This window comes from Streptomyces sp. NBC_00829 (assembly GCF_045161795.1).
Taxonomy (GTDB): Bacteria; Actinomycetota; Actinomycetes; order Streptomycetales; family Streptomycetaceae; genus Streptomyces.
Window position 1 is genome coordinate 4,650,768 of sequence record NZ_CP108867.1, and the last position, 13,114, is coordinate 4,663,881.

The following is a 13,114-nucleotide window of genomic DNA, read 5'->3' on the forward strand; positions in this document are numbered from 1 at the left end:
TCAGGGGCGGCCGTTTGAGCCGTTGCACGCGACGGTGGCGGAGGCGTCCATGCGGGTACGAGAAAGGCCAGGAGAACGGGTCACACCGTGTCGAGTTGCTCAACGAGAGCGGCGAGCCGGTCGAGGTGGTCTCCGGTTTCCTGCGGTTCCTCGCGGCCCGGGACTGCTCGCCGAACGCGCTGGTGTCCTACGCGTACGACCTCCGGCACCTGTGGCTCTTCTTCGCCGGCAGCGGCCTGAGCTGGGAACGCTTCGGTCTGCCGGACTCGATCGCGCTGCTGGAGTATCTGCGCTCGGTGCCGTCCCGACGCCCTCGGCGCCGGATGACCCTGTCGGTTGTGACCCTGGATGCGGACGGACCGGCGACCAAGCTTGCGGCGAGCACGGTGAACCGGATTCTGGCGGCGGTGTCCTCGTTCTACGAGTACGCGATCCTGTCCCGGCTGTTGGACAGGGCAAATCCGTTGGAGAAGCGGCCGGACCCGGCGCTCGCGCGAGTCTCCGAGAAACACCGCCCGTTCATGGGCCGGGCCAGCCGACAGCGCCCGGTCCGCCGGGCCGTGCGCGTCAAGACCGTACAGCGGATGCCGCGACCGCTCTCCGACGACCAGGTCCAGGTCCTGCTGGCACAGCTCCGGGGCCTGCGCGACAAGGCGATCGTCCTGCTGATGCTCCACGGCGGCCTGCGACCAGGCGAGGTTCTCGGCCTGCACTTGGTCGACCTGGCCTACGGCAGGCGGCGGGTGGTGGTCCGTCACCGTGACGACCATCCCAAAGGCGCCCGGTCGAAGTCCCGCTACGAACGGGTCGTCGACCTGCACGAGGCAGAGACCCTCGCGGCGGTCAGCGCCTACGTGATGGGCGAGCGCCCGGCCGAGGCCGACAGCCGGCTGGTGTTCCTGATCGGCGCCGCGGCACCCGGTGCCTGGAGGCGCTGAGCTACGACTGCCTGGTGCGGATGTTCTCCCGGGCCGGGATCCGCGAGCCGTGGGTGACCCCGCACGCTCTACGGCACACTCACGCGACCAGCATGTGGGAGGGCGGCATGCGGGAACTGACGCTACAGAAGCGGCTTGGCCATGCCTCTCCGGAGTCGACACGCATCTACACCCGGGTCTCCGATCCGGCCGTCGTCGCCGACTATCACCAGGCGCTCGACCAGCTGGGCCGCGGCGGAGCCGACAAGTGAGGGCCGGACCGGTCTCCACCGCGGCGGCACTCGCGGTGGCACCGCCACGGCCCTGGCGGCCCGCCCGGCACTGTCCCGAGGTCGAGTACCTCGCGTTCTTGAACGGGCAGGACATCCATCCGGGCTACCGCGGCTCCAAGCTGCGACGCTACCGGGTGTTCATGGACGCATGGCCGAGCATGACCGACTGGTTCGCTGCACCGTTGGTGGAACGGGTAGGCAGTCTGCCCGGCGAACCGCACACGGCACCCTCCTTTCCGGTCTCCTTCTATGCCCGCCCCTACCTGCTGTTCCTCGCGCTGCGCGAGTACATCACGTTCGACTACCCGTGGATGCTCGGTGCCGGACAGATCCGGGTCGTGGACCCGGCCGTCGAGATGGGCATCGACCTGGGCACGGCCGCCCTGATCGAGGAAGCCATCGCGCTCGGCTATGCGGCGGGTTCGGCCAGGCAGGCGATGAACTGGACGGTCAGCCGGATCGCTCTGCACTCGGCCTTTCGTGGGCTGAGCACATCACCGAAGAGCACATCGCCGGAGCGCTCGAAGCTGTCCGGCTGTTCAGCGAACGGGAGGACTTGCACCGCTTCTACCCATCGGTGCAGAACTACCGGGACAACGCGTCCAAGCAGTGGATCACCCACCTGTACCAGTTGCAGGTGGTGCTATTCCACCGCGGCCAAGTGGCCACCCCACCACGGAAGTTGATGCCGTCGTGGAAACCGCCGATGGAGCTGCCGCCGACGATGCTCGCCGTCGCACAGAAGTGGCTGGCGGCCCGCAAACTGACCGACGCCCCGTCGACGGTGGACAAGCTGGAGCTCGCGGTGCGCGTGTTCGGCAACTGGCTCGGCGAGAACCACCCCGAGATCACCACCTTCGCCGACGTCACACGGGATCACTGCCTTGGCTGGATCGCCCACATCGCCGAGGCGCCGACTGAAAGGACAGGCAAGCCGCTCGGCGTGATGTCGCGGATCCAGCGGATCTCCGGCCTCTCCCAGTTCTTTCGGGACACTGCGACCTGGCAGTACGCCGACGTGCCCGGCTACACCCTCATCGGCGCGGGCGACGCACCCAAGTTCCCCCAGAAGGTGCCCCGGTTCATCCCCGACCACGAACTCGACAAGCTGATGCCGGTCATCGACGCGATCGCCTGCCCGTTCCAACGCGCCGCCCTGCTGGTGGCCCGCTGGTCCGGGGCCCGCCGCACCGAGATCCAACGGCTCCCGGTCGACTGCCTGGACCGCTACCCCGACGGCACCCCACGGCTGCGTTGTCCGGTCGCAAAACCTACCGAGAGCGGGTCGTCCCACTGCACGAGGACGCCGCCGAGGCCCTGCAAAAGGTTATTGACCTGTGCAGGAACGCACCCGAGCGACCCTTCACGGACGAGCGGACCGGCGAGGAGATCCTCTATCTGTTCAATGAGTCACGGCAAGCTGCTGTCGACCTTCTACCTGTTCGAGACCTCGATCCAGGTCGCCTGCAAGGCCGTCGGCCTCGTCCGCCCAGGTGGCCGAGACGGCACCGGTCGCGGCACCGTCTCGGCCCACCGATTCCGTCACACAGTCTGCACCCAGCTCGCCGAACGCGGCGCGAAGCTGCACACCATCATGAAGGTACTCGGGCACACCTCCGTGAGCATGGCACTCGTCTACGCACAGGTCAGCGACCAGGAAGTACTGCGCGACTACCGGGCAGTCCTCGGACCCGGGGCAACGATCGCCGGACCGGCCGCCGAGGAACTCAGAAACGGCGCTCTGCCAGACGTTTCGATCGATTGGCTCAAGACCAATTTCTTCAAGACCGAACTAGAACTCGGCCGCTGCCTCCGGCTACCCGCCGAAGGCCCCTGCGAGTGCGACCTCTACTTGACCTGCGCGAAGTTCGTCACCACACCCGAATATGCACCACGACTGCGAGCACGACGCGAGGTTGAGATCACCCTCGCCCACGACGCGGCCGAACGCGGCTGGGACCGCGAGGTTGAACGACACCGCTGCACCAGCGAACGCACCGACAAGCTTCTGACTGACCTCGGCCAACCCGCCCATGCCGAAGCGGAGGCCGACGAGTCCAGTGCTTGATGACGCCGCAGTGGGTCTACCTGAGCGGCCCTCGCTCGTCGATGAACACAGTGGGCGTCGACAAGAACACGTCGTCACTCACTGGGCCATAGGCGATGTTGAAAGTGTCCAGCCAGTACGTCCAGCCTCGGATCCCCAGTGCACTGCTGAAGCGGTAGTTGAGCTGCCATCGGACCCATTGACCGGGGGCGAGGCGCACGGCCGGAGGCCGTCGCGGCCGAGGGGGTATGGCGAACAGGGGCTGCACTCGGGGAAGGACTCGCAACCGGCCGTCGGCTTCGCGGAGCTGGACGTCGACCTTGCGCAGGTCTTCCCGGCTGTCATTGGGGGCGAAGCCGTCTCGCTCATGCATGCGACCACGTGCGCGACCGAAGGCGGCGCATGCGTAACGGTGAAGCCGACCGGGGCCGCGTTCCTGCGAGTGGCAGCCTCTCCTCCCCGGGACTGCTTCGTCCAGGACGTCCGTATCCACTGGACTGTAATTTCCACGGCTCCTACCCTCGCCAGCTCGTCGAGCATCGCACTCTATGTCTGATCTTCCTGCCCAGCCGCGAGTGCCTCCAGATGACGCCGGCACAGCCGACGGTCCGAACGACACACCCGAGGAAGATCAACTTGAACTGTCCACATAAAGTCGCTGCCGGTCTTCACCCTCGCTCACCTCCTGGGCTTCGACCTGATGCCCAGGATCAGGAACTGGAAGGGCCTGACCTTCTACCGGCCCAGCAAGCAGACCGAGTACGTGCACATCGAAGCGCTGTTCGGGGAGCCGGGCAAGAACGTCATCGACTGGGACCTGATCGAGTCCCAGTTCCGGCACCTGATGCGGGTGGCCATCTCCGTCCGCGAGGGCGTGATCTCCTCGTCGACGCTTCTGAAGCGGCTGCGCTCCGGCTCGCACAGGAACGCGACCTACACCTCGTTCCGCGAGGTCGGCGTGTGATCCGCACCGTGCAGCTGCGTTATCTGACGGATGCCCCGCTGCGTCGGCGGGTCACCGCGGCCACCAACAAGGTGGAGTCGTTCAACCACTTCTCCCAGTGGGTCGGCTTCGGCAACCGGGGCGTCATCGCCGACAACGACCCCGTCGAGCAGGAGAAGGCGATGAAATTCAACGCCTTGTTGACCAACGCGGTGATCTTCCACAACGCCCTGGACATCGCCGAGATCGTCCGCCAGCTGCTGGAGGAGGGATGGGAGATCGACCCCGAGGACCTGGCCCACGTCTCGCCTTACCTGACCGAGCACATCAAACGGTTCGGCGAGTACAGCACGCACGAGCTCGGCATCCAGCCCGAGGCGTACGAGACGAAGCTGGATGTGGATTTCATTTTGCTCCGTGACCAGGACCGGCCGCCGCGGGCTTCGGCCAAGCCGCCTGAACGAGTCCGGCCGGGTCGGCGTCATCGGGCCATGGACGAGACGCGCGAGCTCATCGAGGACGTGGTGCACGACCTCCTATTGGGCGCATACAGCGGTGTCCTTTCAGTGCGCCGGCTCCGCCGTGGTGCCGGAATGGAGCCTCACAGTCACGGTCACTGTCCGGTGAAGGTGGGTTCTCGCTTGTGCAGGAAGGCCTGCATGCCTTCCTTTTGGTCCTGGGTGGCGAAGAGTGCGTGGAAGGTGCGGCGTTCGAACAGCAGGCCGTCCTGGAGGCCGGTTTCCAGAGCGCGGTTGACGGCTTCGCGGGCGGCGAGGACGGCCGGTTTGCTGTGGGAGGCGATGGTGCGGGCTGTGGCGGCTGCTTCTTCGGCCAGTCGGTCGGCGGGAACCTGCCGGGAGATGAGACCGGCGTGTTCGGCCTCGGCGGCGTTCATGGTGCGGCCGGTGAGGATCATGTCCATGGCCCGGGCTTTGCCGATGAGGCGGGTCAGGCGCTGGGTGCCTCCGATGCCGGGGATGACGCCGAGTCTGATTTCGGGCTGGCCGAAGACGGCGTTGTCGGCGGCGATGATGAGGTCGCACATCATGGCGAGTTCGCAACCACCTCCGAGTGCGTAGCCGGCCACGGCGGCGATCTTGGGGGTGCGAAGGCCGGCGAACGTCTCCCAGTCGGCGAAGTGGTCCTCGGCTGCCATCTGGGTGGCGGTCTTGGGTGCCATCTCGGTGATGTCGGCACCTGCGGCGAAGGCTCGTTCGGACCCGGTGATCACGAAGCAGCCGATGCCGGGGTCGCGGTCCAGTGGGAGCAGCGCGTGGTTGAGTTCGCTCATCAGTTCGCTGCTGAGCGCGTTGAGTACGTCCGGGCGGTTCAGGGTGACGGTGACGACCCGGTCGGCCCGGTTGACGTGCAGAGTGCGGTACTGCGTGTCGGTCATGTCGTGTGGTCCTTCTCAGGAGTCCCAGATGGCGCCGTAGGCGGGGATGCCGAGGCGTTCCAGGCCGTGGACGACCTGCCAGGTGAGTTTCTTGTTGGAGATGCAGATGACGGCCTCGGCACCGAAGTCTTGGTATGCGGCGTAGGCGAGGCGCACCATGTCGGGTTTGCCGTGCTCGTTGGTGTCCCAGATCACTGCGTCTGGCTGGACGGTGAGGATTTCCTCGACGAGGGTGTCGCCGTAGGTTGCGCGGGGGGTGCGGGTGGCCCACACCAGGCGGGAGGGGACCTGGGCGGCCAGCAGGTGGGGCAGGCAGGGGCCGATGCCACTGCCGGTGGCGACGTAGACGACCTTGTGAAAAAGGGTTTCGATGTTGGCGACGCCTGCCGTGGTGATGCCTTTGACCCAGAGGTGGGAGGGCAGGTCGTCGATGAAGGCGCCGGTCCAGTCTCCGGCCCGGGAGATGGTGAGGCGGAATCCGCTCTGCCCGGGTGCGGGCACGTTGGCGAAGGAGTGCCATTCGGTCAGTGGGCTGCGGCTGATGGCGGTCGAGGAGCCGGCGAACGGGGTCTCGCCGTGGTCGAAGCGGGCGATGGCCACGTGGGGTGAGGGGCGCTCGATATGGACGGGTACCTTGCGCAGCCGGAGCCAGGGCAGCGCGATGCTGAAGGTCAGCACGGCTAGGACCCATGTGCCGGGGTCGGTGAGCGGTGCCGCCGCCTGTGCCTGCAGTGACAGCAGGGTCTGGGCCCAGAAGAGGGCAAGAGCTGCCCAGCCACCGAACCGGTGGGTACGTTCGAACAGGTCATGGTGCTGTGAACGCAGAGGGGGCAGCGCGATGACGATCACGGCGATCAGCAGCGCCAGCAGCAGGTAGGAGACGGCAAGCACGTGTGCAGGGGCCCGCTCCGCGGTCAGCATCGCAGTCTGGGCGAGGAACCAGCAGGTGCCGGCGAGTGCGCCGCCGACGTGGAGGCCGCCGAAGTGGTAGACCTTCGCGAGCATCCAGCGGATCCGCAGCGGCCAGTGCAGCGGGGCGGCCGTGGCGATCCGGAAGAGCACGTTGATTACGTACTGCTGGCGGATCAGGACCGTCAGGGCGAAATTCGCCAGCACCAGGTGGCCCGTCGTATGTGCGTTCAGCCCGTCGTCGCCGGCGAGCCGGACAGCGAGAACGATGAGGTTGGCCGTCAGCACGAGGGCGATCAGCCGGTTGTAGTGCATCAGCCGCGGGTGTTTCCACAAGCGCCGCACACGTGAAATGGGCCGGGGAAGCGTGATGTCCTGCGGACGGACCGGAAGTGTCCCGGGAGGCGTCCTCATCGCACGGTCTCCTGAGCCCCGTGGCGCTCGGCCAGGCGCCGAAGGGCCGCTTTGTCGATCTTGCCGCGGCTGGTGCGGGGCAGCTCGGGAAGAATGTGCACCATGTCCGGGACGCAGTAGTAGGGAAGGGCATCGGCCACGGCCTGCCGGGCCGCCGCGGAATCCAGTCCGGCCGGCGAAGCGAAGGAGACCAGGGTCCGGCCATCCAGCTTCAGCGTTGCGGCACGCACACAGCCGGGCAGGCCCTCCAGCACGGCGGAGACCGCGTCCAGCTCGACCCGGAACCCACGGACCTTCACCTGGTCGTCGGTACGGCCGAGGATCTCCAGCTGACCCTCGGCAGTCCAGCGACCCAGATCGCGGGTGCGGAACATCAGCCGCCCGCCACCGAGAAAGGGATCGGCCACGTACCGCTCGGCGGTGAGTACGGGATCACCGAGATAACCGGCGGATATCCCCTCACCACCGGCCCACATCTCGCCGACCTCGCCGACCGGCAGCGGGCGACGCTCCTCATCGAGGATGTAGACGGTGTTGTTGGGGGTGGGACGGCCGATGGTGAGCCGGCCCGCGGAGGGGGTGTGGCGCTGCATCGTGTTGACGATGGTGGTCTCGGTGGGCCCGCAGGAGTTGTAGAACGTGCAGTGCGCCGCCCACCGGTCGGCCAGCTGCCGGGGGCACGGTTCCCCTGCGACGGCGACGACCTTCACCCGATGGCACGACGCGGGGTCGATGCCGCTGAGGACGGTGGGCGTGGAGATCACCACATCTGCTTGGCGAACCGCCTCCGCGATGTCCTTGCCCCGGATGACGAGAGTCGCCCCGTGGCTGAGCGCCCCGAGTATCTCCCAGGCGGCCATGTCGAAAGCGATGTTGAGTATCTGAGCCACGCGCTGTCCCGGACCCATGCCCAGTCCACCCGGCTCGGTGAACAGCAGGTTGCACACATTCCGGTGAGTCACCACGACCCCGTTCGGGGATCCGGTGGTGCCGGAGGTGAACAGTACGTAGCAGCCGTCATCACCCCTGGCGGGCCGGGCCGGAACGAACCGCACCTGCTGCTCGGACAAAGGCTCCGCCATCACCGCATCGACGGCAATCAGCGCCACTCCCTCAACGTCCGGGACCAGATGTGCGTGCTCACCCGCCGTCAGCACCACTCGGGCCCTGGTCGCCGCGACGATGTGCCGCAGCTGCTCGGCCGGCGCGGCGAGCGCATCCTGGGGCACGTACGCCGCCCCCGCCTTCAGCACCGCGAGCAGACCGACCAGCAGCGGAATTCCTCGCCGCGTGAACAACGGCACGCAGTCACCGGGACCCACTCCTGCGGCCTCCAGCACCGATGCCAGCCGGTCGGCCTGACGGTCCAGCTCGCCATAGGTGATCGACTCGCCCAGGAACTCAGCCGCAACCGCCATCGGCCGACCGGCCGCCTGAACCTCGACAGCATGATGAACGCAATCGTAAGGAACCTCCGCGGCCGAACCCCAGCCAAACCTGCGGAACAGCTCCTCCTGACTGGCCTCACCGTGGGGCACCTCCCCTCCAGCACCACAATCACCAGGCTCCGCCAAGCCCACTGCACCCTTGAGTACTTGCTGATCCACCGCTGACCCTCTCCACCGGGAAACGGGCACGACGGCCCGGGGCACACATGCGCCACATGCGCCACATCCGCTACACAGACTCCACAACCTCAGCCCGCCGCAGACCAGATGAATCGGGTCGACGTCATACACCCGTAAGAACTGGTTGACGTGGCAACGGGCCCTGCCACCGGAACGTGGACACCCGAAAAGACCTCGATCTTGATGGTCCAGAAGAACGCGCTCGCGTTGTACCGGTCGAGGCCGGGAGCGACAACCAAGTCCATCGCCACCGATCTGAGGGCCAACACCGAGGCGCTCAGGAACCGGATCCGGGCCGCTGACGGGCCTGGGCTGCAGCAGAGGTGGCGGGCTTGCGCCGACGGGTTCGCGAGCCGAAGGAAGAACGGGACCAACCCCCGAACCAGCCGTTCCGCCCGTGCCGCGTTTGGATGCCGGCCACCCGCTCGCCGCGTACAACAAGCAGCCACTGGCAGCCTCCGGCCGTCGAGCCGCACGTCCTGAATGAGTGGAGCGGGTTCGCGTACGAACCGGTCGGCATCGCCCCCGACCTTGCTGCGGCCCAGGCGTGGGTGAACGAACTCCGGATCGGCGACGACCCGGCCGCGTGATCACCGCTGGTGAAGGCCTCACGTTTCGCGCTCGCAGAAGTGGTCCTTTGTGCGAGCAAGATCAATCACGGGTCGCCAGACCACCGCCGATCCCGGATTCGTTTCTCAGAACCGTTCTCACTCAAAAAATGGGAGTCAACCCGTTCTGAGAATTGCATTGTGCGAAAATCCGAGCCCATGACGGACCCTCAGCAGCCTTCCCCGACCGCCCGGTCGGACGCGGACGACGTCGAACAGCGCGCCTGTCCGAAGTGTGACGCACAGCCCGGCTCGCCCTGCCGCTTCACCCAGGTGCCCCGGCTGAAGAAGGCGCTGCGGGTCCCGGCCCCGGCCGACCGCGGGCCGGGCCGACCGCGGCGGCCGGGCACCCCGCCGCCGGCGCCGATCGACCCGGATCTGCCGAGCGCGGACATCCGTATCAGGTACGCGAGATAGCCGGGCATGAGAGGTGTCCGGTTGATCGGTATCGACTGCGCTCCTGACGGTTTGCCGCCCACGTCGGCGGGAGTGAGCGAGGCCGTGTCTCACGTAATCGACCTCTGGAACTGGGATACTTCGAGGATCGCGGTCAGTCCCTACGATTGCGCAATCCGGTCGCGTAGCCAGGAGTCGACGCCGCTGAGCGCCGTCCTGGCCATTGCCGTGGGGTGGCTCGTGAAGCCGTGGGGTGAGTCGGGGTAGACCCGGAGCTCGACGTCATTGCCGGCCGCTGACAACCGACCTGCCAGCGCCAGGTTGTCTTCCAGCAACACGTCTGCGCTTCCGACGATCAGCAGCGTTGGGGGAAGCCCGCGAAGAACGCCGTAGATGGGAGAGATGTCGGGAACAGTGTGGTCTTCCGCATGGCCGACGTACGCCTGGATGAAGTATTCGTCCGCGATGCGGCGACCGGCCGGGGTTCGTGCACTCAAGTCGTAGGTCCCGAATTGGAGCGCAGCGCCGGTGAATCGGCCAACGGCACCTCTGTCTCTCAGCCGGAGCAGGGTCGCCAAGGCGAGTGTGGCTCCCGCGGAGCTCCCGCCGATCACAAATCGGGACGTTCCGAAGCGGGTATCGGCTTCTTCGACGAGCCAGAGCGCCGCCGCTTCACAGTCGTCGGGTGCCGCCGGCCAGGGGTGCTCAGGGGCCAGCCGGTAGTCGACGCTGACAACGGCGAGGTGCAGGGCGTCTGCGAGCTCGCGGTTGCGTTTGTCTCCTCGCGCTGCGGAGTCCATGTAGAAGCCGCCGCCGTGTATGTCCAGGTAGACGCCCCGCGGCGGACCGTCGATAGGAGTGAAGATCCTGACAGGGACGCGCGCTTCCGCGGCTTCGATCGTCTCTTTGATGGCAGGCGGATCGGCGGCATGAAGAACAGACCTCCTCGTTCGTGCCTCCTTCAGCCCCTCCAGTGTGCTGGGGCCACGGCCTGCCGCCCTCGACTTGTAGAAGTCGCGAGCTTCATCGACCTGCTCCGCGGGCACGTCGGCGAACAGTGCGTCCAGCGCGAATCGCACGCGCCCTCCTCATCACTCGGGTCTCAACTCCACGCTATAGCCGACCTGCGGCGCCGGATCCGCCGCACGCCAGGAAATACCGCAGCCCACCTACGCGTCTTCGGACGGCCCTGACACGGTGGCCGCGCCGCGTCCACCCACACCCGACACCGGCCGATGATCGTTGTCCGGAGCACAGCAACCCTCTTGGCGGTGGCCGTGTTCGTCCAGCAGCCGGAGCGGCGGCCTGTTCAGTTGGCACCTGCCAACCCCCCTCCCGCGCTGGTGATCCACCGGTAGTAGCCCGAGCGGGAGACCTCCAGCACCTGGCATATCCGCTTGATGCCGAACGTCTCGGCGTGGGTGGAGACGAAGTCCCAGGCGGCGGTCTTCACTTCATCTCCCGGGCCAAACAGGCGGCTGCCCGGCGCAGGATCTCCCGCTCGAGCTGCCATTCCTTTTCCGCCTTGGCCATGTCCTTGAACGTCCGCCTGCCGGCCGAAGCCCGCCACAACGCGATCACATCGGACCGGAACTCCGCACTGTACTTCGAGGGCCTTGCCACCTGGGTCTACACCATCCAGGATCAACAAGATCCATTGTCGGGCGTGTCCACATCACGGGGATCGCCTCACGCACCGGCGGACCATAGAAGCGGGCACATCTGCGGGTCTGCGTAGTCCGGGTGCCCGTCCACCGTTCCGACAAGCGAGTCGTTCCCGTGCCGGGCCTGCTCGCCGTTGGGCAGGACGTGGCTGCGCCACATGTTGTCCAGGGGTTGTAGGTGAATCGCCAGCGAACGGCGGGGCGCCGTGCCCTGGTTCGGACCGCTGCCGTGCACCGTCATGCAGTGGTGGAAACTGACCTGGCCCCGCTTCATCCGCGTCGGCCGCACGTCGAACGGATAGCCCTGGCCCACCAGCGCCGCCTCCATCCCGCTCAGATCCTGACTGAAGAAGTCCAGCCCCTCGACGTCCCATTGATGGCTGGCCTCCAGGAATGACACCGACCCGCCGGTCTCGTCGACGTCATGGAAGCCCACCCATGCGGTCAGCATCTCCGCAGACGAACACGACTGCCAGTACTGGCGGTCGGTGTGCCAGCCGACGTTGCCAGGTACGCCGGAGCCGTCGACCGGCTTGTACAACAACTGGTCGTGCCACAGCCTGATGCCCGCGGCCCCGGCCAGAACCGCCGCAGAGGCTCCAATCAGCGGATAGGCGAGCAGCTGTGCCAGCTCGCCTACGCGCTGCGAGGTGTAGTCGTGCTTACGTAGGCTCTCTTTCTGCCCGGGTCCGAAATCGAGCGTCCCGGGAACTTCGGCGTCGTAGTCACGGGCGTAGAAACGCCGCATGCCGCGCTCGGCGGCGTCGAGCACCTCCTCCGGAAGGATCTGCGGAGAGATCCAGTACCCATGCCGCCGATAGAAATCGACGTCCTGGGGGCCGGGCAGCAGAGCCTGTTGCTCTGGGCTGAGAGTGAAATCGTTCATGGGGAGACGCTAGATCGCGCCGACCACGGGAGGCTTGCCGGATCTATCGCATTGTGTGGACAATCTTCAGGTGTCCGTATCGCGGCCGACCGGCCTTCGCGCCGGCTTCCACGCCCAGCTGAGCCAGCCCGCCAGCGGGGTCCGTCACGCCGGAGAACAGTGGGTGTCGGCCCGTTTCCTGATCCACGAGCACACCCATCCGGAATGGGAGCTTTACCTGCAAGTCCACGGCCTGAGCAGGTGGACCGCAGCAGGATGCCAGTACGTCCTGGGTCCTGGGCACATGTTCATGATGGCACCCGGGACCGTCCATCACATGACCGAAGAACACCCCGGGAACCATCACTTCTACTTCGCCGCCATCGACATCGCCGCGGTGTTCGGACGCCACCCAGCCCTCACCGAACAGTGGCGCAACCTGCCAGCCGTCGTGCACCACCCGGGCGCGCGATCCCTCGTAGAACCCTTCGCGCAGTTGGTTCGAGAGCTAACAGTGAAACGCTCGCACCAAGACGAGGGGGTCGCGCTGGCCGCCGACATTCTCATCCTGGAGGCTGGCCGGCTGCTCATGCCCGGCCCGAGCACATCCGAGCTGTCGGTCCACCCTGCTGTCGCTCAGATCCGCGCCCTTCTGGACGGCGAGTTCTCACGCCGATGGCCTCTGGCAGACCTCGCGGAACGCGTCGGCCTCGCACCCACCTACCTCGCGGGACTGTTCGCACGGGAGACGGGTATGCCGCCACATCGATACCTCAACGAGCGCCGCATCGAACGAGCCCGGCAGTTGCTACGTGCCAGCGACCTGACGATCACCGCGATCGGCATCGAGATCGGATTCGGGTCCGGCCAGCACTTCGCCCGAGCCTTCCGTCAGGCCGACGGCTGCACACCCCAGGAATACCGCCGCAGGGGACAGGCATAGCTGAAGCAGCGGTCCAACACGTCACGCTGCGCCGCCGACACATACAACATGGACAGCGGGATGCAGGTTCACGCTTGCGTTCCCTTCGACG

The 13,114-nt window shown here is 66.8% G+C and carries 14 protein-coding genes and 2 pseudogenes; 8 read left to right on the forward strand and 8 right to left on the reverse strand.

Features of this window, described 5'->3' with window-relative positions:
- Positions 1 to 95: 95 nt before the first annotated feature.
- Genes OG293_RS20560 through OG293_RS20575 form a run of 4 tightly spaced genes read left to right on the forward strand, consistent with a single transcriptional unit; the run spans position 96 to position 3,278 of the window.
- Positions 96 to 938, forward strand: coding sequence for a tyrosine-type recombinase/integrase (locus tag OG293_RS20560; protein WP_406000245.1), 843 nt, complete (start codon positions 96 to 98; stop codon positions 936 to 938).
- 20 nt (positions 939 to 958) lie between these two features.
- Positions 959 to 1,189 (forward strand): tyrosine-type recombinase/integrase, encoded by a 231-nt coding sequence (locus tag OG293_RS20565; protein ID WP_406003655.1) that lies wholly within the window; start codon positions 959 to 961, stop codon positions 1,187 to 1,189.
- Positions 1,186 to 1,896, forward strand: coding sequence for a hypothetical protein (locus OG293_RS20570; protein WP_406000246.1), 711 nt, complete (start codon positions 1,186 to 1,188; stop codon positions 1,894 to 1,896). Before OG293_RS20565 ends, OG293_RS20570 begins: the two co-directional genes overlap by 4 nt.
- A gap of 20 nt (positions 1,897 to 1,916) precedes the next feature.
- A complete protein-coding gene (locus tag OG293_RS20575) occupies positions 1,917 to 3,278 on the forward strand; it encodes a tyrosine-type recombinase/integrase (protein WP_406000247.1) in 1,362 nt (453 codons plus the stop codon).
- Between the two features lie 16 nt (positions 3,279 to 3,294).
- Here OG293_RS20575 and OG293_RS20580 read toward each other — a convergent pair.
- Positions 3,295 to 3,767 (reverse strand): annotated as a pseudogene (locus OG293_RS20580) (hypothetical protein).
- 190 nt (positions 3,768 to 3,957) lie between these two features.
- Between OG293_RS20580 and OG293_RS20585 the strand changes: the two are divergent.
- A pseudogene (locus tag OG293_RS20585) lies at positions 3,958 to 4,487 on the forward strand (Tn3 family transposase); the annotation flags it as partial.
- Between the two features lie 326 nt (positions 4,488 to 4,813).
- Here OG293_RS20585 and OG293_RS20590 read toward each other — a convergent pair.
- From OG293_RS20590 to OG293_RS20600, 3 genes are read right to left on the reverse strand one after another with little or no spacing between them, the layout of a single operon-like run.
- A complete protein-coding gene (locus tag OG293_RS20590) occupies positions 4,814 to 5,596 on the reverse strand; it encodes an enoyl-CoA hydratase-related protein (RefSeq protein ID WP_406000248.1) in 783 nt (260 codons plus the stop codon).
- A gap of 15 nt (positions 5,597 to 5,611) precedes the next feature.
- Positions 5,612 to 6,919: a hypothetical protein gene (locus OG293_RS20595; protein ID WP_406000249.1), complete on the reverse strand. Its 1,308-nt coding sequence runs from the start codon at positions 6,917 to 6,919 to the stop codon at positions 5,612 to 5,614.
- Positions 6,916 to 8,457 (reverse strand): amino acid adenylation domain-containing protein, encoded by a 1,542-nt coding sequence (locus OG293_RS20600; protein WP_406000250.1) that lies wholly within the window; start codon positions 8,455 to 8,457, stop codon positions 6,916 to 6,918. Before OG293_RS20600 ends, OG293_RS20595 begins: the two co-directional genes overlap by 4 nt.
- Before the next feature lie 500 nt (positions 8,458 to 8,957).
- Between OG293_RS20600 and OG293_RS20605 the strand changes: the two genes are divergently transcribed.
- Together OG293_RS20605 and OG293_RS20610 are read left to right on the forward strand one after the other, a co-directional pair.
- Positions 8,958 to 9,137 (forward strand): hypothetical protein, encoded by a 180-nt coding sequence (locus OG293_RS20605; RefSeq protein ID WP_406000251.1) that lies wholly within the window; start codon positions 8,958 to 8,960, stop codon positions 9,135 to 9,137.
- 177 nt (positions 9,138 to 9,314) lie between these two features.
- The gene (locus OG293_RS20610) at positions 9,315 to 9,572 is read left to right on the forward strand and encodes a hypothetical protein (protein ID WP_406000252.1); all 258 of its coding nucleotides are present in this window, start codon (positions 9,315 to 9,317) and stop codon (positions 9,570 to 9,572) included.
- A gap of 140 nt (positions 9,573 to 9,712) precedes the next feature.
- Here the strand turns inward: OG293_RS20610 and OG293_RS20615 are convergent, their stop codons facing one another.
- The 4 genes from OG293_RS20615 to OG293_RS20630 all read right to left on the reverse strand — a co-directional run bounded on the left by OG293_RS20615 (position 9,713) and on the right by OG293_RS20630 (position 12,101).
- Positions 9,713 to 10,630, reverse strand: coding sequence for an alpha/beta hydrolase (locus OG293_RS20615; RefSeq protein ID WP_406000253.1), 918 nt, complete (start codon positions 10,628 to 10,630; stop codon positions 9,713 to 9,715).
- Positions 10,631 to 10,860: 230 nt separating this feature from the next.
- Entirely contained in the window at positions 10,861 to 11,004 is a 144-nt protein-coding gene (locus tag OG293_RS20620; RefSeq protein WP_406000254.1) for a hypothetical protein, read from the reverse strand.
- Positions 11,001 to 11,174: a hypothetical protein gene (locus tag OG293_RS20625; RefSeq protein WP_406000255.1), complete on the reverse strand. Its 174-nt coding sequence runs from the start codon at positions 11,172 to 11,174 to the stop codon at positions 11,001 to 11,003. The genes OG293_RS20620 and OG293_RS20625 overlap by 4 nt, the downstream gene beginning before the upstream one ends.
- 66 nt (positions 11,175 to 11,240) lie before the next feature.
- Positions 11,241 to 12,101 (reverse strand): phytanoyl-CoA dioxygenase family protein, encoded by an 861-nt coding sequence (locus OG293_RS20630; protein WP_406000256.1) that lies wholly within the window; start codon positions 12,099 to 12,101, stop codon positions 11,241 to 11,243.
- A 163-nt stretch (positions 12,102 to 12,264) separates the two neighbouring features.
- On the opposite strand from OG293_RS20630, the gene OG293_RS20635 reads away from it, so the two are divergent.
- Entirely contained in the window at positions 12,265 to 13,023 is a 759-nt protein-coding gene (locus tag OG293_RS20635; RefSeq protein ID WP_406003656.1) for an AraC family transcriptional regulator, read from the forward strand.
- Positions 13,024 to 13,114 lie beyond the last annotated feature (91 nt).

Coding starts and splice junctions, on each gene's coding strand:
- OG293_RS20565 (WP_406003655.1), top strand. CDS start 959: ATGTTCTCCCGGGCCGGGATCCGCGAGCCGTGGGTGACCCCGCACGCT.
- OG293_RS20575 (WP_406000247.1), top strand. CDS start 1,917: ATGGAGCTGCCGCCGACGATGCTCGCCGTCGCACAGAAGTGGCTGGCG.
- OG293_RS20590 (WP_406000248.1), bottom strand. CDS start 5,596: ATGACCGACACGCAGTACCGCACTCTGCACGTCAACCGGGCCGACCGG.
- OG293_RS20595 (WP_406000249.1), bottom strand. CDS start 6,919: ATGAGGACGCCTCCCGGGACACTTCCGGTCCGTCCGCAGGACATCACG.
- OG293_RS20605 (WP_406000251.1), top strand. CDS start 8,958: ATGCCGGCCACCCGCTCGCCGCGTACAACAAGCAGCCACTGGCAGCCT.
- OG293_RS20610 (WP_406000252.1), top strand. CDS start 9,315: ATGACGGACCCTCAGCAGCCTTCCCCGACCGCCCGGTCGGACGCGGAC.
- OG293_RS20630 (WP_406000256.1), bottom strand. CDS start 12,101: ATGAACGATTTCACTCTCAGCCCAGAGCAACAGGCTCTGCTGCCCGGC.